General features: G+C 47.7%; 16 protein-coding genes. 7 read left to right on the top strand and 9 right to left on the bottom strand.

Annotation, left to right across the window (positions count from 1 at the left end; all coding sequences use genetic code 11):
* Positions 1 to 23 precede the first annotated feature (23 nt).
* The 4 genes from Q4579_RS03755 to Q4579_RS03740 all read left to right on the top strand — a co-directional run bounded on the left by Q4579_RS03755 (position 24) and on the right by Q4579_RS03740 (position 6,401).
* On the top strand, positions 24 to 1,214 hold the full coding sequence (locus tag Q4579_RS03755; protein WP_303561737.1) for a paraquat-inducible protein A: 1,191 nt from the start codon (positions 24 to 26) through the stop codon (positions 1,212 to 1,214).
* Positions 1,201 to 3,864: an MlaD family protein gene (locus Q4579_RS03750; protein WP_303561735.1), complete on the top strand. Its 2,664-nt coding sequence runs from the start codon at positions 1,201 to 1,203 to the stop codon at positions 3,862 to 3,864. The genes Q4579_RS03755 and Q4579_RS03750 overlap by 14 nt, the downstream gene beginning before the upstream one ends.
* Before the next feature lie 137 nt (positions 3,865 to 4,001).
* A complete protein-coding gene (gene rsmF / locus Q4579_RS03745) occupies positions 4,002 to 5,438 on the top strand; it encodes a 16S rRNA (cytosine(1407)-C(5))-methyltransferase RsmF (protein ID WP_303561733.1) in 1,437 nt (478 codons plus the stop codon).
* A 369-nt stretch (positions 5,439 to 5,807) separates the two neighbouring features.
* Positions 5,808 to 6,401, top strand: coding sequence for an FMN-dependent NADH-azoreductase (locus Q4579_RS03740; RefSeq protein WP_303561731.1), 594 nt, complete (start codon positions 5,808 to 5,810; stop codon positions 6,399 to 6,401).
* Between the two features lie 114 nt (positions 6,402 to 6,515).
* Here the strand turns inward: Q4579_RS03740 and Q4579_RS03735 are convergent, their stop codons facing one another.
* Entirely contained in the window at positions 6,516 to 6,830 is a 315-nt protein-coding gene (locus tag Q4579_RS03735; RefSeq protein WP_303561729.1) for a DUF496 family protein, read from the bottom strand.
* Positions 6,831 to 7,301: 471 nt separating this feature from the next.
* Here Q4579_RS03735 and Q4579_RS03730 point away from each other — a divergent pair, with 471 nt between their 5' ends.
* A complete protein-coding gene (locus Q4579_RS03730; protein WP_211648828.1) occupies positions 7,302 to 7,511 on the top strand; it encodes a cold-shock protein in 210 nt (69 codons plus the stop codon).
* Positions 7,512 to 7,896: 385 nt separating this feature from the next.
* Positions 7,897 to 8,106 (top strand): cold-shock protein, encoded by a 210-nt coding sequence (locus tag Q4579_RS03725; protein WP_303561727.1) that lies wholly within the window; start codon positions 7,897 to 7,899, stop codon positions 8,104 to 8,106.
* Between the two features lie 90 nt (positions 8,107 to 8,196).
* On the opposite strand, the gene Q4579_RS03720 is transcribed toward Q4579_RS03725, so the two are convergent.
* Complete coding sequence (locus Q4579_RS03720; RefSeq protein ID WP_303561726.1) at positions 8,197 to 8,679, bottom strand: tol-pal system YbgF family protein; 483 nt, start codon at positions 8,677 to 8,679, stop codon at positions 8,197 to 8,199.
* Between the two features lie 17 nt (positions 8,680 to 8,696).
* Here Q4579_RS03720 and Q4579_RS03715 point away from each other — a divergent pair, with 17 nt between their 5' ends.
* Positions 8,697 to 8,867 carry a cold shock domain-containing protein gene (locus tag Q4579_RS03715; protein ID WP_303562173.1) on the top strand — a complete coding sequence of 57 codons (171 nt, stop codon included), beginning with the start codon at positions 8,697 to 8,699 and terminating at the stop codon, positions 8,865 to 8,867.
* 42 nt (positions 8,868 to 8,909) lie between these two features.
* Here the strand turns inward: Q4579_RS03715 and Q4579_RS03710 are convergent, their stop codons facing one another.
* The 7 genes from Q4579_RS03710 to Q4579_RS03680 form a co-directional block, all read right to left on the bottom strand.
* Entirely contained in the window at positions 8,910 to 9,527 is a 618-nt protein-coding gene (locus Q4579_RS03710; protein ID WP_303561725.1) for a LysE family translocator, read from the bottom strand.
* A 234-nt stretch (positions 9,528 to 9,761) separates the two neighbouring features.
* Entirely contained in the window at positions 9,762 to 10,370 is a 609-nt protein-coding gene (locus Q4579_RS03705) for a pyridoxamine 5'-phosphate oxidase family protein (protein ID WP_303561724.1), read from the bottom strand.
* A 168-nt stretch (positions 10,371 to 10,538) separates the two neighbouring features.
* Complete coding sequence (locus Q4579_RS03700; RefSeq protein WP_303561722.1) at positions 10,539 to 11,942, bottom strand: hypothetical protein; 1,404 nt, start codon at positions 11,940 to 11,942, stop codon at positions 10,539 to 10,541.
* Positions 11,890 to 13,101, bottom strand: a complete 1,212-nt coding sequence (locus Q4579_RS03695) for a c-type cytochrome (RefSeq protein ID WP_303561721.1) — start codon at positions 13,099 to 13,101, stop codon at positions 11,890 to 11,892. The genes Q4579_RS03700 and Q4579_RS03695 overlap by 53 nt, the downstream gene beginning before the upstream one ends.
* On the bottom strand, positions 13,101 to 14,018 hold the full coding sequence (locus Q4579_RS03690; protein WP_303561720.1) for a hypothetical protein: 918 nt from the start codon (positions 14,016 to 14,018) through the stop codon (positions 13,101 to 13,103). The genes Q4579_RS03695 and Q4579_RS03690 overlap by 1 nt, the downstream gene beginning before the upstream one ends.
* 107 nt (positions 14,019 to 14,125) lie before the next feature.
* Positions 14,126 to 15,427, bottom strand: coding sequence for a hypothetical protein (locus Q4579_RS03685; RefSeq protein WP_303561719.1), 1,302 nt, complete (start codon positions 15,425 to 15,427; stop codon positions 14,126 to 14,128).
* Positions 15,428 to 15,821: 394 nt separating this feature from the next.
* Positions 15,822 to 16,343 carry a hypothetical protein gene (locus Q4579_RS03680; RefSeq protein ID WP_303562171.1) on the bottom strand — a complete coding sequence of 174 codons (522 nt, stop codon included), beginning with the start codon at positions 16,341 to 16,343 and terminating at the stop codon, positions 15,822 to 15,824.
* Positions 16,344 to 16,743 lie beyond the last annotated feature (400 nt).

The following is a 16,743-nucleotide window of genomic DNA, read 5'->3' as shown; positions in this document are numbered from 1 at the left end:
GAAACAAAAGGACGGACCCGCCCATGTCAACAGTAAGACTTTGCCCTTGCTGTGATTTACCTTTGACCCCGATGGTGACACGTCTGGGTCAGAGCGCCTTCTGTCCCCGATGTGAATCTCGCTTATACCACGGCGGCATGCCTTCACTCCGCGGTGATTTAGCCCTGGCACTGGCAGGGCTGATCCTGTTCTTACCAGCCCACTTATACCCGTTAATTACCATTCGGCTGTTCGGGGTGATGATTCCTGCAACAATTCCTTCAGGCGCCCTCACCCTGTCCGCCGATTTCCCTGCCGTCGCTGCATTGATTTTGTTTTGCAGCACGCTGGCCCCTTTTCTGGTTTTTGCTGCGGTACTGTCTGCCCAATACGGTTTGGCACGGCGACAACTGCGTCTCTTTAAAACATCTCTGTGGCTGATTGAAAAGCTCAAGCACTGGGCCATGTTTGATGTCTTTCTGGTCAGCCTGGGGATCGCCTGTTTCAAAGTGAAAGACTATGCCGACATCCATGTCGGCCCCGGGTTATTTTGCCTTGTGATGATGCAGTTACTGATGGTCATTATGCTGACCCGGATTCATGTGAAACGCTATTGGGAAGCCTGGCAGCCCGAAACAGACCACAACAGTGAAGCGCTAATGTTACATTGTCACGTATGCCATATGAGTCAGTCCAGCAGCTCCGATTGTCAGCGGTGCCAGGCTCCTATGCATTATCGTCTACCTCATTCTGTCCAGAAAACATGGGCTTATCTGATTAGCGCTGCTATCTTTATCATTCCGGCAAATCTTTATCCGATCTCGATATTTCTCAACAATGGCAAACGAATCGAAGACACAATCCTGTCTGGGGTCGCGAGCTTGATCAGTTCCGGGATGGAAGGGATTGGAGCCCTGATATTTTTTGCCAGTATTGTCGTGCCAGTTGCCAAAATTTTAGGTCTTGCCTTTATCTTGCTTTGCATCCATGTAAAACGAGAGATCAACCACTTACACCGAATGAAACTGTATCGTATGATTCAGTGGATTGGAAAATGGTCAATGATGGACCTATTTGTGATCGCAATCATGGTGACACTCATTGACCGCGGACAGATTTTAGATTTTACCCCAGGCCCGGGCGCGATTGCCTTTGCAACTGTTGTTGTATTAACCATGCTCGCCGCTGAAAGTCTGGATCCTCGTTTGATTTGGGATAAACATGACAAAAAATAACAGCCCATCACAGCCACCTTTCGGACCGCCAGTCGGTCCTCAACTCCCCCATCCGGTGGATGTGAAAAGAGACCGGCAAATCTCCCCGCTTTGGATATTGCCGATTTTGGCACTGGGGCTGGCAGCCTGGCTGGTCTTTCAGGCCGTGAGTGAGGCAGGTCAACGGATTACGATTCATTTCGACGATGCTGCCGGTCTGGAAGCTGGCAGAACCATGATCCGCTATCAGGGACTCGAAGTCGGGATTGTTCGTGAAGTCAAACTCTCTGAGGATTTACAGAGTATCTATGTTGCCGCTGATATTTACCCGGAAGCCGTTCAGGTGCTCCGAAAAGGCACCCGATTCTGGCTGGTGAAACCCAAAGCCTCCATTACCGGCATCAGCGGGTTAGATGCGCTGGTTTCCGGCAATTATATTGCGCTGCTGCCCGGTGAAGGTGAACCTGAATCTCAGTTCACAGCGCTCGATGGCCAACCCGCAGAAATGCCTGTCGGCAATGGGCTGACCATTCAATTACAGGCACCGGATCTGGGCTCAGTTTCTGTGGGTGCGCAGGTCTACTATAAAAAAATTCCGGTTGGTGAAGTCTATAACTATTCACTGAGCCACAGTAAGAAGCGCGTACTGATTGATGTTCTGATCCAGCCGCAGTATGCCAATTTAGTCACCAACAAGAGCCGTTTCTGGAATGTCAGCGGCGTCAGCGCCAATCTCGGATTCAACGGTGTGGATGTTCAATTCGAAAGCCTGTCTGCGCTGATTGCAGGTGCGATTGCTTTTGATTCACCCGATGAAGGCTTGCCTATTCAGCCCAATCACCTGTTTCGTCTCTATCCTGATTTGAATACCGCAGGTCGGGGAATTGCAATCACCATCGATCTGCCCGAGGAAAATCAAATCAGTGCAGGCGGTGCCCCCATTGTTTATCGCGGGCTTCAGATTGGTCAGATTTCGGATCTTCGGCTGGTTCGGAACCAACAACGCGTGGTTGCCCACGCTGCTATTGAACCCAGTATGAGCGATCTGCTGACCACTGGCACTTCCATGCGCTTAGAGGAAGCGAACCTTTCATTGAGTGGTGTGAAGAATCTGGGCAACCTGATCAAAGGGAACTTTCTGACCCTGATGCCCGGCGACGGTGACCCTGCCCGCCATTTTCAGGCGTTCACTCAGGCACAGTTGGAAGAAAAACGTCCTGGGGCCCGGAACATCACACTCTATGCCGATCAAAGCTATGGCATCAGCCGCGGCACTGCCGTGACGCATAAAGGGATGCCCGTCGGCAGTGTCAAACAAATTCGGCTGGATGAAACGAAAGTTCGCTTCGATCTCATCATCAAGCCCGAATATGCCTCACTCGTTCGCAGCCAGAGCCGCTTTTTTATTGATGGCGGGATTCAGGCAGACATCAGTGCGGCAGGCATGCATATTTCCGTACCACCAGCAGAGCAACTCATCAGCAACAGCATTGCTTTTACCAGCGCTGGTCAGGGCGTCCAGAAACAACATTATCCGTTATACAAAAGCAGAGCGCTGGCAGACCTGGCCGGAAATCAGCAACAAGGCAGTGCGACTGTTGCACTTTTTGCCGACACACTTCCGTCGGTCAGTGAAGGCAGCCCGGTCCTGTACAGGAACCTGCCTGTCGGGAAAGTGCTCAACTATGCACTGACACGTGACGGCGTCACGTTGAAACTAGCCATTCAAAATCAATACCGACACCTGATTCAGTCCGACACCGTTTTCTGGGACCAGTCCGGCGTAGAAGTGAAAGCCGGTTTGGGCGGCGTGAATATCAAAGCCAGCCCACTCACCACATTGATCAAAGGCGGGATTGCCTTTGACAGTATGCCGGATGTACCCAACCGGGTCGGAAAACAATTCAAACTCTTCCAAAGCCTGAAAGACGCAAAAGAATTCGGGATTCAAATCAGCCTGACCGCGACTCACGCCAAAGGCATCTCTGCGGGGACAAATATTCAGTATCAAGGGGTGACCGTGGGTAAAATTCTGACGCTGACGCCAGACTTTAAAAGCGGACAGATTCAAATTGATGCCAGACTCTTCCCGCAATTCGCTGAAACACTGGCCCGGGAAAACTCTCATTTCTGGCTGGTGACGCCCAAAGTGGACCTCACCGGCGTTCAAAACCTCGACAGCATTCTGAGCAGTTATATAGAAGTGATTCCAGGTGACGGAAATTATCGCCAGACGTTCACCCTCTCAGAACAAAGTGAAAAAACCTTCAATGGCCTGACCGTCATTCTGGAAAGCATTGCGCGAGCCTCTGTGCGTCCGGGAACACCACTTTTGTTCCGTGATATTCAGGTCGGTCAGGTCAGTAAAGTGACTTTAGGTGAACTGGCCGACCGTGTGCTCATTGAAGCGCAAATCGATCCCGGCTACAGGCATCTTGTCCGGAGTGATTCCGTGTTCTGGAATACCTCGGGGCTGGATGTCAGCCTTGGCCTGACTGGCGCGAATATTCAGGCCGGAACTGTCGATACGTTGTTGCGAGGCGGGATTGGGTTGTCCACACCAGAAGGCCAGCCACTGTCTGCCCCCGCTCAAACAGGCGATCGCTTTTTACTGCATGAAAAAGCCAATCCGGAATGGAAAAAATGGCGGACAGCCATCCCTGCCGAGTAACTTGTTGCGCTGCTCAAAGGCAAGCCATGAGGCTTGCCTTTTTTCATGGATTACGTCTGATAAACGCCGGGAGGTTTTGCCCGGCTGCCAGTTTGAGATAGACTTGCCGCCTCTGCATTCCAACTGAGAAAGATCAAGTGCATCAGTCCATTTATATTCCAGACGATTTCATTCAACATATTCAGCAAATCCTGCCCGACGGTCTGGACATGGAAAGTTTCCTTACCTGCTGCCGCACCCCTTTACGCAGGAGTATTCGGGTGAACACCCTGAAGATCTCCGTCAGCGATTTTCTGGAACGGGTCAAAGACAAAGACTGGCAACTGACGCCGGTTCCCTGGTGCCGGGAAGGATTTTGGATTGACTATGATGATCAGCAGACGGAGTCGCTGGGCAATACACCGGAACATCTGGCCGGGCTGTTCTATATTCAGGAAGCCAGTTCCATGTTACCCGTGACCGCGCTACTGAGCGAAAATGATCAGCTGGACTGTGTGTTGGATATGGCCGCAGCGCCAGGTTCAAAAACAACGCAACTCGCTGCTGCGATGCAAAATACAGGCGCGTTAGTTGCCAACGAGCTATCCGCCAGCCGAATTAAAGTCCTGCACGCTAATTTGCAGCGCTGTGGTGTTTCTCATGCAGCAATCACTCATTTTGATGGCCAGATCTTTGGCGACTGGACGCCAGAAGCTTTCGACAGTATTTTGCTGGATGCACCCTGCTCAGGTGAAGGTGCCATCCGTAAAGATGAAGATGCCATGGCGAACTGGAGTCTGGCACACATTGAGGAAATTGCGGCCATCCAGCGCAACCTGATCGTCAGTGCATTCCAGGCGCTCAAACCAGGCGGCGTGATGATATATTCAACCTGTACACTGAATCAGAGAGAAAATCAGGATGTATGCCAACACCTGAAAGAAACCTTTAGTGACGCCGTCACGTTTGAATCACTGAAAACCCTCTTCGACGGTGCTGAAAAAACCTGCACACCGGAAGGATTTCTTCATGTATTCCCTCAGGTCTACGACAGTGAAGGATTCTTTGTTGCCCGGATCCGAAAGCTGGCTGCCGTCGAAGCAGAGCCGGTAAAAAAACGAAAAGCGAAATTCCCTTTTTCGCCGGCTTCACACAAAGACAGCGCGCTCATTCTGGCGCAACTGAACCAAGATCTGTCTCTCGCCGTGCCGGACGATCGAGAGATCTGGCTTCGTGATCAGGAAGTCTGGCTCTTCCCTGCCCGGCTTCGTCCATTACTGGATCAGATCAGATTCCAGCGTATCGGCATCAAACTGGCTGAACAGCACAAAAAAGGGTATCGGTGGCAGCACGAAGCAATCATGACACTGGCGACAGGTCATGAAAGTCAGTGTGTTGCATTATCTGATGCAGAAGCCAATGAATGGATTATGGGACGAGATATCCGGCCAGAAATCGTTTCAGGCAAAGGCGAAGTGATTGTCACGTATCATGGATATCCCTTCGGGATCGGTAAGTGGGTCGGAAATCGTATCAAAAACGGGCTGCCCAGAGAGCTGGTCAGAGATACAGGTTTATCTGGAAATCGCAGCTAATTTTGGAGCACAGCATTAATTAACGGAAAGATCTTAGTAGCCTCCGCTGTCTCAGGGCTAAAACTGGCAAAAAATGCTGCCTGAACTAAGATTAATCATGTAATTGATCTCCATTTACAAACCAGTTAGCGCAAGGCTCTCACGAGCCATTCCCCTAAGCCCGAAACAGGAGTCGTTTCGGGCTATTTTTTATCCCGTCAGCCCCTGAACACCGAAGTCAATCTGCCTGCTTACAGCGCCAAATCGCCTTTCGTCAAAAATGTCGAACGACTTACACAAGTTTTTGAGCTTTTAGTCAATGCTCTCAGCCTCTAAGATAAGCATCAAGTTAGAAACATGGCTCAAATATTCAATCTCAGAGGCTGCATTATGTCAAAAGTTCTCGTTCTGAAATCCAGTATTCTTGGTAGTTACTCTCAATCAAATGCTTTGATCGAGCATCTGCTCAACACCAAAGAAGATCAAATCACGACGATCATCGAGCGTGATTTAGCCGTCACGCCACTCCCTGTTTTAGACGGTGAATTAGCAGGTGGCCTTCGGGGGGGTGACAACCTGACACAACGCCAGAAAGACGCGATTGCACTGTCTGACCAGTTGATCGAAGAAGTTCAGGTAAGCGACACCATCATTATTGGAGCACCGATGTATAACTTCAGTATTCCGACACAACTGAAAAACTGGTTCGATCTGATTGCCCGTGCTGGCGTGACCTTCTCATACACAGAGAATGGTCCCGTAGGTCTGCTGAAAGACAAAAAAGTCATCGTTGTGACTTCTCGTGGTGGGATGCATAAAGACAACGCCACTGACACCATGGTGCCTTACCTGAAAACCATTTTAGGTTTCGTCGGTATGACTGAAATTGAATTTGTCTATGCCGAAGCGCTGAATATGGGTGATGAACTGGCAGACAAAGGTCTGAGCACAGCAAAAGCACACATCGAATCCGTCGCAGTTTAAAAACAAACGACCATTCTGAACCACAAAAAAAGCCGCATTCATCATGCGGCCTTTTTAGGTTGTCTGACTTTGAACTCACTATGTAGCTCAACGTAAATTGCAGACGAGAGCCCCTTACTTCGAAGGACGACTCGCAAGCTCTGTGCGCTTTTGCTCTTTCAATTGCTTGCTGGCTTCCCGGCGTTCTTTGGAGAGTTCTGCACTGATGATGATATGGTCATCCACACGATCTTCATAATCGCCTTTCATGGTTTCAATAATGCTGACAATTTCATCATGCGTCATTTCAGGCTGAATATAGTCAATCAGATTTTCAAGCAATTCAACACGCTTGCGGTTATCCCTGATTTTGCGGTCGTTATCCAGAATCTCACGTTTCAGCTTATTTTTGCGTCTGGCAAGACGAACCAATTCCAGGATGTTGTTCATAATTTGTCCTTTAATGTGAACTTTGAAAGCCCTAATTGATTGGGTTATATCAGAAACTCCGCAGATGACTCAAGTCAGATCTTCATTAAATCAAAGCACCCTTCAATTCATTGATCTCACACAAAAGTGGATTCATTTCCCGAGATAAGACGCACAAAGTATAGAGTCAATCTTTACAGTTCCCATGACAAAAGTTTTTCATTTATGCGACAAGGAGTTAAAAACAAAATATGCGCATGGTTTCTTGTTAGCTGACTCACAATCTTCCGCTGAATAATTTGCTTTTAATATCCCAGAGCCTACTCTTTTCAGGTACCAGTAGTGATTTGGAAAAATGATGCAACGCAAGTGCGACACTTCTCGACAGAGTTCTCTGATGAAAACTGTTTCCCTGAAGCGAGCGATATGTTGTTCTGTTGATTCAAAAAATTATTGGTAAGCAACGTAAGAGTTAGAGATTCAGGAGACAACATGTCTAAAGCAACAGGTACCGTTAAGTGGTTTAACGAAGAAAAAGGATTTGGTTTTATCACTCAGGATAACGGTGGCGCCGACGTATTCGTACACTTCCGCGCGATTACTGGTGATGGCTTCAAAACTCTGGCTGAAGGTCAGAAGGTCACTTACGACGTTGAGCAGGGTCAGAAAGGCCTGCAAGCGGCGAATGTCGAAAAGATATAAGTGAACAATACGTTAGCGACAAAAAGGGCTCATTTGCCCTTTTTTTGTATCCAGTGATCGGACCAATATTCGCAACACACATCAACCCTAAAAGTTTGAATCTGTTTCAAAATTCAACACATCTGCTGAACTCTTCACAAATTATCAGGAATTTTTAGGTCCAACTCACTATTTGCTTGCCGTAACACAAGCATTGTGGCCTAATGGGTCTGCCTATAATGCAACGCTATTTATGCAACAAAGTGAAAAGTATACTTCGTTACACCCGCTTCACCTAAGCGCCGTTGTCCTGAAGAGCTACATCCTTGTCCATAAGTAATCCATTATGTTGGCATGAAGCACGCCCTGGGGCGTTATTTATTCCTATATTTTCAGGAGACATACAATGTCTAAAGCAACTGGTACAGTTAAGTGGTTTAACGACGAGAAAGGTTTCGGTTTCATCACTCAAGACAACGGCGGTGCAGACGTATTCGTACACTTCCGCGCTATCCAAGGTGATGGCTTCAAATCTCTGGCTGAAGGTCAGAAAGTGAAGTTCGACATCGAACAAGGCCAGAAAGGTCCTCAAGCTGCAAACGTAGAGCGCGCATAAGCCCTCCTCGTTACAGAACATGATGAAGAGCGCCCCAAGGGCGCTCTTTTTGTTTCGCTGATATATAACCATTTCATCCGAAAATCTCCCCTACCACCGTTTATCTAAGTTTTCGGCATATAAGCGGATCGCACGCTGGTAAGCTTGAATTTGAGTGCTGGAAGTCGTTTGCAATAACAACTCAAGTAACATTGCCATCGCTTCCTGATGACGTCCCAAATTGTGTAAACACATCGCGTGAAAGGGCTGAACCTCGATCGAATCGGGAAAATCATGTTTTGTTTGCTCAAAATATTTCAGCGCTTCATGATAATTTCCCAGGCTTCTCAAAGTACTGGCCAGTCCAAACACCGCATCAAAACGCTCATTCTCAGAAATTGGACCTTTCAACGCGGCTTCATAATGCGCCACCGCTTCTCTTTCTTTACCTTCATTATCATAAGACCAGGCAATTTGCAGATGTGCCTTCGCCTTCAGCGCCTCATCTTCCAGCATCGTGGTCAGGATAGTTCGGGATGCTTCATATTGCTTTGCTTTACGAAGTGCCAAAGCTGCTTCAAACTGAGTATTCAAGGCTAGAGATTCCTATCATTCAAGAGACACCAACTGGTACTGTTCAGTGGTGTAACGTCGAGAAAGGTTTCATTTTCATCACTCAAGATTACGGCGGTGCAGACCTATTCGTACACTTCCGCACGATCCAAGTAGAAGGCTTCCAATCTCTGATTGAAGGTCAGAAAGTGACGTTCAACATCATATAAAACTGCAAACGAAGAGCGCCCAAGGGCGCTCTTTTAGAATAGCTAGCGCTGGCCTGACAACGCTAAACCTGCGCCAAAACATAAATAACACCCACCACCAGCACGCGTGACCCACAATTGCCCTTTTCCTTCAGACAACCTTGCTTTCAACTTGCCAGCACATATCGCGTAAAGCGAATGTATAACGATGACGATCACACTGAAAGTCACAGCAAGAATCATTAACTGCATCGCATGGTCTGCCTCTCCGTGCACGAATTGCGGAAAAAGTGCCATGAAAAAGAAGAGCGGTTTGGGATTTAGCATCGTTATCGCCACCCCTTCCAGAAATCTCCGGATGATGCTTCTGGGAGCAATAACTTGCTCATCAATCGAAAGCGTAGAGGTAGAACGCAGCATTTTAATGCCAAGGTAAATCAGGTAAGCCGCACCAATATATTTCAAGAGCGCAAGAATCGTCGCAGATTGCGCCAATAGAACAACCAAACTCGTCGACGATATCATGGCCAGAAGCAACATCCCGATTGCAATTCCGACAATACCAGGTATTGCGCTTCTTCCACCACACCGAACCGCCTGTGACAACGTCAGAATCACTCCAGGCCCTGGGCTTGCAATTGTTGCAATGGCAACAGTAATAAAAATAAGGTAGTTTTCCATAAGTCAGCCAAAGAGAATGTAAAAAAACGCCACCATACCAGATATGTACAAGCACACATATTCCCTAACAGATAAGTGTGACATAACACAAAAACTCATGGCCAGACGTTCCCTGATGTACTTGCCATTGTTCTATTTTCCTGGCCCCAGACGGAGCCTTTTGCATGAGCACTGTGCTGTTCTCCTGATCGATCAGGAAACTCATGTGCATTCAATCCCCAAAACTGCCCCTGATTACAGCGACTCGCGATAGTAAGCCATCATTTCTTCCTGACCCATCGCCTCTTCCTGCATATTTTGCTGGGCCTTCATGATCTGAGCCAGCGACGGCAGGATGTTACGTTCCACCCGATAGTGATTATCCCAGAGTCTGGCGCGCATGATTGCTTTACCGCAGTGGAAATACGCCTCTTCAACAGCCACTTTCATCACAAGCTTGGCGGGTTTTGCGCCGTCTTGGCAACGTTCTGTATAGTGTGGATCAGTGTGCAGACTCACTCTGCCCTTAATTCTGACAACTTCGTCAACGCCTGGCACTAAAATCATCAGACCAATTTGCGGACGCTCCAGAAGATTCCGAAAGCTATCGATCCGATTATTACCCACACTGTCGGGAATCAGCAAAGTCTTACGATCCAGCACTTTCACAAATCCCGGCTGTCCCCCTCGGGGAGATATATCGGTAAACCCGTTCTGATCCACAGTCGAAAGAACAATGTACGGACTGTGCTCAATCATCGTTCGACTGAAAACATCAATGTGATCCATCGCTTTATTTTTTGCGCGCTTGCTCGGTTCACCATACAAAGGACTTAATTGCTCTAGAGAAGTTATCTGGCTCATCATTACCTACAACATTGATGTACTGCGATCAGGTCTTTCATCAGTACAAATGGTTCAAAATGGATATCCCACCTGAAAGGACAGACCATATGCTATCGCGGGAATATCCATTTATCTATGACTGATTCATTTTATGGCGAACATGGAAACATCTGATAGCTGAACGTTTTAAGGCATCATCGCTTGCAAGGCTTCGCGGCTGATACGAAGGTTTTGCTGGTACTGGAAATGGGTGTCAAGACATGCAGGTGTTTGTGCCCAACGTACCTGCATATGCCAGCCACCATGTAAACATTCAAGATACATATGAGTTTGCGGATTGGATATCAGAACATTCGGACCAAAATACAGATCAATTGATTCTTCATGACGACTCGCTCGTGACCGATTCACTGCAAACCTCAGTTCCGGCTTCACTTTCACTTCGGCAGGAACAAAAAATGAAATACTGCTGTTTACGATAGGAATCATTCTCTGCTCAACGCGTGTTGCTGCGGAAGAGACGTGTCTCTGAACAGGATGTCGCGGAAACACCCAAACCGGAACAAACACATTGTTATTTTTGAATACGTGAAAGATAGCCTCCGTAATTAAATCCACATCGTTGTCGGCCCCATAGGTTTGTAGGAAAAATGGGGCATTCTGTCCAATCAGTGCAGCGTTTACCCACAGACGAATTTTTCTTTTGATATCGGTGAGCGACAGCAATGCAGGGTGAGAATTTTCATAAGCCGAGAACTGCTGAACAAGCGTATTCCAATGAAGATACATTTGGCCGCGCGGCTGATTGTAATGTGTTTCCAGTGACCATACCGTCACAACCTGTAATTTATCATTCCAGTTTTGCCCGGCCGCCGGATCGTCACTTGGTAAATGAACTCCCATCAGTCTTTTTAAGGTTTCCCGCCAGGAAGGCACCGTCATTCCCCGAAATCCAACGTAATCACTCATGGTATTTTCAGGAAGCACAGTGTCCAATTTTGCGACAAATTCCGCGGGGTGCCTTCTTCCCTGCTGATCAAAAACAAAACACATCGGGAAATCTCCCAGAGCGGTCTTCATATGCGCCGTACAATCTAAATCCAGGGACTGTACATCCACGCCATCGACAATAAAGTAAGTTTCAGCAGCCTTCGGTTTCGCCGCCAGAATCCTGTACCCCTTTTGGGCCGCCAAACGTGACAAAACTGCGATATCACTTTCAAGCCCTCGTGTATCAAAAGCGCCACTGAACCAAACCAACTCTTCACCGGGATAGTAATCCGGGTGCTCACTGACAATACTGCCAATATCAAACTCTGGCTGATTAAACCCGGTGTTATCCTGAGCTATCGTACCGAACTTGGGGACGAACCAAATCAGACCGGGATCCTCGGTGTCCCCGAATAAATAAAACTTGCTGAGGACCTCATAGGCAAACTCAGATTCCACGTTCCTGATCGTCGGATCAACAGGCGCAGCCATCACAACTCGCACAGAAGCGAAAAGGATGAAACACTGAAAGATGAACATTACGATTTTATGATGCTTGGTCATTCCATTTACCCTGACATAACTGTTGATGTGTTTCATTTGGGCAGCCTGATTTGATCCAGATACCCAATAGCTGAATAAGTTGCGAAGGGAGCGGGCGGCCTGTAGCTGGCATGCCCGCTTGTGCTGCCCCCAGGCCAAACGCCTCTTCTTTCTCCCGGATCGCTAATCGTTGATACAAGGCTCTGGCATCTTTTGTCTTCAGCCAATGCTCAATCTCCCTTCGGCTGGCCATGCTGAACGCATCTTTGGCACGCCCTTCAATACCATGACAATGCACACAACCGGTATCCCGCCAGAAACCGTGCCAGATATACGTCAGTGCTTTCGCTGAAAGATGCTTTTGAGGTAATCGCTCGAAGTTCAGTTCGATTTGTGAAACAGCCTGAGCCAATTTGGTTTGACTGCGGGCCCGGACATCCTGAAAATATGCATAGAGATCATGTGCATCCCGACGCGACACTGTCATTCGAGGCATACTTCTGCCTGCGACAACTGGTCCGTTCGCGTACTGCTCAATCCAATGTGCAGAGAACAAACTCATCGCCGTCGCGTTGTAGCCAGACGGCTGACTTGAGTCGTGGCATGTTGCACATTTCTGGTCGAACAACATTTTTCCTCTGCGGATCGAGCCCTGCTGTTCCCGCTGTGTTTCCGCCGGAATGGCACTGAAATGTTCACTGATAGCAAGAACATCACTTTCAGAAATGCCGGTATAAGCCATCATGCCAGGGGCGATACACGTCCCTTCATGACAAGTTCCGTGGGGCGCATTTAAAAAATTCACCAGCGTCGTCCGGTTCACTCGGGCAGATTTGGATTGAAACACGGGCCAGACTGGCGCATCCAAATAAGCAAGCGGATAATCCGCCATCGACTTCAACCGCTCGTCCTTCACGGGCAAGGCAACATATCTGAAATCATCGATCCCTTGCCGGTAATGACTTGCCACTTCATCGATCTCGGTATGGCATGCGACACATTTTTGATCTGTCCATTGAGATGCACCATTCGCCAAAGTCCCGACCGGCTTCATCCGGTTCTCAAAATGACAGCCATGACATTCCTGCGCTATCGCATTGTGATACACGCGCTGATCCAATTCGACCGCAGACAAGCCGAACGAAATGAAACCGAGAACAATCCCTAAAATGATACGTCTCAAACACGTTGGATGACGGCCAACCACATGAAGCATCAATAAGAGACCTCAAGCAAAGGTGTTGAGGGAACAGGTGCCGAGAGCACGATTTTCTCAGCCGCCAATTGCTTGGAAATCATCTTTAAGTCTGGATGTCCTTCCACGGGCTGAAATAAGTCAACCAACTGACTCCAGCGCTGAAACAATAACGAGGAATCAACCGGCCCTTCAGCAAACCCAAATAAAGCCGGATCGAGCTGAGCCGCGTAAAAATGAATGCCGCGCTCAAAGCCATACCAGCCCGCCTTATGGTGAGAACCCGTTGTTGATGCATCCCCAGCAGAGAGCGGCCATTGCTGTTCCAGTACCTTGCGTTCGGCCAAATGCTGAACAATGCTGGGCACCTCAATATAAACCCCAGGCACAGATTGACTCTCCGGGTCAGACAACGCGAATTTCAGATGCATCAGTCGCTTCGTATCGATCAATTGAAACAGTTTTTCTTCTTTTTCCGCAGTCGTCTGGTAACGAATCACCAAGCTGCACAACTTGGGATAGCCTTGCGGGCGTGTGGATACAGAAACATATTCAAAAGTGACCAGTAATTGTTGCAACACCTCCGTTGGCTGACAGAGCGTCGCATTTTCAGGAAGAAGCACTTTTCGGTTCGGACGGAGATTGTACGCTTCTGTGAATGCTTTCAATGCACCACTGAGAATACTCTGAGGAACAAAACTGACGGTCAGCGTTTTCGTTCGGTACGCGCCAGGCGCGGGTAAGACATAATCATATTCATAATCACGAAACCAAACATACCCCGTCCCCCGGGTGGAATTTTTATAGGGTGCAAACACAATGTCACCATTGTCGATCGCGGCATCAAAATCTAACAATGACAATTGATATTGACTGGCATGCGCCGACGCCGCCGTCAATAATGCAGCACTCGCAAATATACAGATGAATCTAAACATCGGTCGTCCTTGAAATAGCCCACATCACTGTGGGCTGAAGATTGTATTTATGTCACAGATAATCATCCGGGATTACGGCAGACCCCATAACCCCGGCATCCATTCAGTTAAGGTGTTGTCCAATCATCAACAATGGCATGACACCCCGTATCCGTACTCCATGCCACAGGCGTGCCAAATCCACCCTGAACACAGTCGACACTCATTTCTGTTTGAACAGTCTCCATCGACATCCCAGGATTCCAGTTAATCATTCGGGTTTCGTGGCGTTTCAGGACTTGCTTCTCGTAGTTCGCCCGTAATGTCCACATCGCATTTGTTCTCGTATCGACCAGCCCAAGCTGTGATTGACTGTATTCCCGAATTTGGTCAAACAGCTCAGCTTGCAGATCGGCCCGAACCCCTTCAACCGCCCGGATGAAGGCCGCCTGATTTGGCGCCTTGGTTTCGTACTGTCGGGTTTCGGGGTTGTAGTACTCGACATAAACACCCTTCCCTTCCTGTACGAGCTTTTTGAAGAAGCTCTGCAGCTCTATATCGACACAGGCATAATTGTGATAGGCCGCAAAAGCATGTGCCTGTTCAAAGGTCTGATTCCAATCCACGGTCACCCGTGCAACACGGGTTTCTCTTTCAGTTTCTAACTCCCAGTCAACAACCAGACTAAAATATGGTGCCAGACTGCTTCCGACGGCGAGATCCTGCTCAATTAAATTGCTCATTTCATTATCTGGAAGTGTCACCAACTGAAACGGGATGTTCACCGAGGCACTCGTTCTGCCACTGGGCACTTTGGCATAGGCTCTTTCAATCACCGTCGCAGGATGTTGTCTGCCATCCACAGCAGTGACATAACAGTTTTGAATATTCGCCGTGTATTGATTCCCGAGGTGATCAGTCATGGCTAATGGGCTGGATTCACATTCAACATCCACTCGTCCATCGGCGTTGGCATCAATCCCATCGACAATTAAACTCGCGGTCCCGCGCTTTACAACAGCAGGCGAGACGCTGAATCCCACTTTTTCAGCTTCCGTCTTCAGGTAGTTCACATCTTCAGGACGACCCATGGTGTTGAAAGATCCTCCCATCCGAACCTGCGACTCACCAGCCCGAAGTGCAGCCCAGATTCCAAACCGAGGCAAATAGCTTGTTGCATTAAAATTGGGACGCGTGTTTTGCCGGCTGCCCCGGTACGCGACATAACCCGTTTTAGGGACATACCAGATCAGATCCTTTTTGTGGGAATCTGTATATAAGTAGTACTTGCTCTCTAATTCAGCCGAGACACTGGCAGGAAAATAGCGGTATGCGTTGTCATCATTTGGATCCATCGGGGCAGCCATCACCGCACCACTGATCAATGCTGAAGCCACAGCGGCCAGCTGAAAGGTCTGAGTTTTTTTCATCTTTTCCTCAAATTAATAAAAGAATTTATAATTCAAGCGCTTGAGTGATGAGTATGCTCAGCGATGTGCTCCAAGATGAAGGAATCCCTCTCAGATATGCAGACTCGTTCGAGAACACAACCTGATAAAATCTTGGCCTGCTACAAATTTATGAGAGTGAATTCATGCTTTTATGGATGATTGGTATGTCAGTAAGCGGTATTGAAAAACGAGGCGTTCGCGTTGATGGAAAGCTGTTTAACTTCAACTCAAATTGAATGGTGTTTCTTCATTGCTAAACCAGATGATGATTCGTCAGGAAAATTTCTGCTGACGATGAAACGTCTGAGACTCGATTCAACCTGTTATCTGATCATCATCAGAACAGATCGTATGGTGGCATCCTATTCTCCGCTTACTTTTCCGTTGCCGGTAATGAAAAAATATCTTCTTCCTGTACGCCGTTCATTTCTAACTCAATGGCCCAATTAAACAGATAAGTTCTGACTTTGTTTAACACGCGGATAAATAAAGAACGAGAAATGACAATGGCATCCTGTGGTTGATTCTGAGAGGATTTACTGAACCAGCGCGATTGTTCGCCATAACACGGATGGTATATTTCATGGCCCATCCGATTCAGCGCACTCTCTATTTCTGCTATTGAATCATATAGATAAGCAGTTCCACTGTTGCTTCCTTCCCTCTGAACCGGCACCCATCTACGTCCATCGAATGCACTCAACTGTCCACGCAGTTTACGATATTCAGGTAACTCGGACTCTGAACAAGCATATCCTTCTATCTCATTTTGCAGCCATCGTGAGAAATCCGTCAGCGCCAACTTCTGAGCTAAGTCAAAGGCTTTCATTAGCAAAAGTGAAAGAGAACACTCTGAATTCAGCGCATCCTCCTGAATTTCTTGAATAATCGACATAGCCACTCTATGCTCCGAGTTTCATCACCAGCCACTGTGTATAAAATATAGAGTGAATCTGTCATATATCTAATTCAAAGTTTGATCCTGGTTGCAAAACAGTCATTCGTATTTTTATGATTCTTCTTTGAATGCTGTAGAGAAGGAAGTATTCAAGAGACGGAAAGCATCACGCCAAAGATTGATTGAGCTATCGCAATAGGGGCAATTTTTCTGGACCAGGGATGATCCTGTAATCCCCACGCTGTCGAAGTATCGTATAGTTGAATACACACAATAAAAAGTGACACCGTCACACTTTAAATCTGATAAAGATCAAGATCGAGCTATGATGATTTCTGGTGTATGCGAAGAAAGGGTTGCGGTGTAACCTGTTGATTGATCCGGCAAGATCAACAAC

Origin of the sequence: Photobacterium sp. 1_MG-2023 (assembly GCF_030547945.1) — a bacterium.
GTDB lineage: Bacteria > Pseudomonadota > Gammaproteobacteria > Enterobacterales > Vibrionaceae > Photobacterium.
Note: the sequence above shows the minus strand (reverse complement) of the source record. Positions and strands in the feature narration are given on the sequence as shown.

Excerpts from the sequence above, each read along its gene's own strand:
- Q4579_RS03690 (WP_303561720.1), bottom strand. The coding sequence starts at position 14,018 with ATGTTTAGATTCATCTGTATATTTGCGAGTGCTGCATTATTGACGGCG.
- Q4579_RS03710 (WP_303561725.1), bottom strand. The coding sequence starts at position 9,527 with ATGGAAAACTACCTTATTTTTATTACTGTTGCCATTGCAACAATTGCA.
- Q4579_RS03680 (WP_303562171.1), bottom strand. The coding sequence starts at position 16,343 with ATGTCGATTATTCAAGAAATTCAGGAGGATGCGCTGAATTCAGAGTGT.
- Q4579_RS03725 (WP_303561727.1), top strand. The coding sequence starts at position 7,897 with ATGTCTAAAGCAACTGGTACAGTTAAGTGGTTTAACGACGAGAAAGGT.
- Q4579_RS03740 (WP_303561731.1), top strand. The coding sequence starts at position 5,808 with ATGTCAAAAGTTCTCGTTCTGAAATCCAGTATTCTTGGTAGTTACTCT.
- Q4579_RS03685 (WP_303561719.1), bottom strand. The coding sequence starts at position 15,427 with ATGAAAAAAACTCAGACCTTTCAGCTGGCCGCTGTGGCTTCAGCATTG.
- Q4579_RS03705 (WP_303561724.1), bottom strand. The coding sequence starts at position 10,370 with ATGAGCCAGATAACTTCTCTAGAGCAATTAAGTCCTTTGTATGGTGAA.
- Q4579_RS03750 (WP_303561735.1), top strand. The coding sequence starts at position 1,201 with ATGACAAAAAATAACAGCCCATCACAGCCACCTTTCGGACCGCCAGTC.
- Q4579_RS03695 (WP_303561721.1), bottom strand. The coding sequence starts at position 13,101 with ATGCTTCATGTGGTTGGCCGTCATCCAACGTGTTTGAGACGTATCATT.
- Q4579_RS03735 (WP_303561729.1), bottom strand. The coding sequence starts at position 6,830 with ATGAACAACATCCTGGAATTGGTTCGTCTTGCCAGACGCAAAAATAAG.
- Q4579_RS03730 (WP_211648828.1), top strand. The coding sequence starts at position 7,302 with ATGTCTAAAGCAACAGGTACCGTTAAGTGGTTTAACGAAGAAAAAGGA.
- Q4579_RS03700 (WP_303561722.1), bottom strand. The coding sequence starts at position 11,942 with ATGAAACACATCAACAGTTATGTCAGGGTAAATGGAATGACCAAGCAT.
- Q4579_RS03755 (WP_303561737.1), top strand. The coding sequence starts at position 24 with ATGTCAACAGTAAGACTTTGCCCTTGCTGTGATTTACCTTTGACCCCG.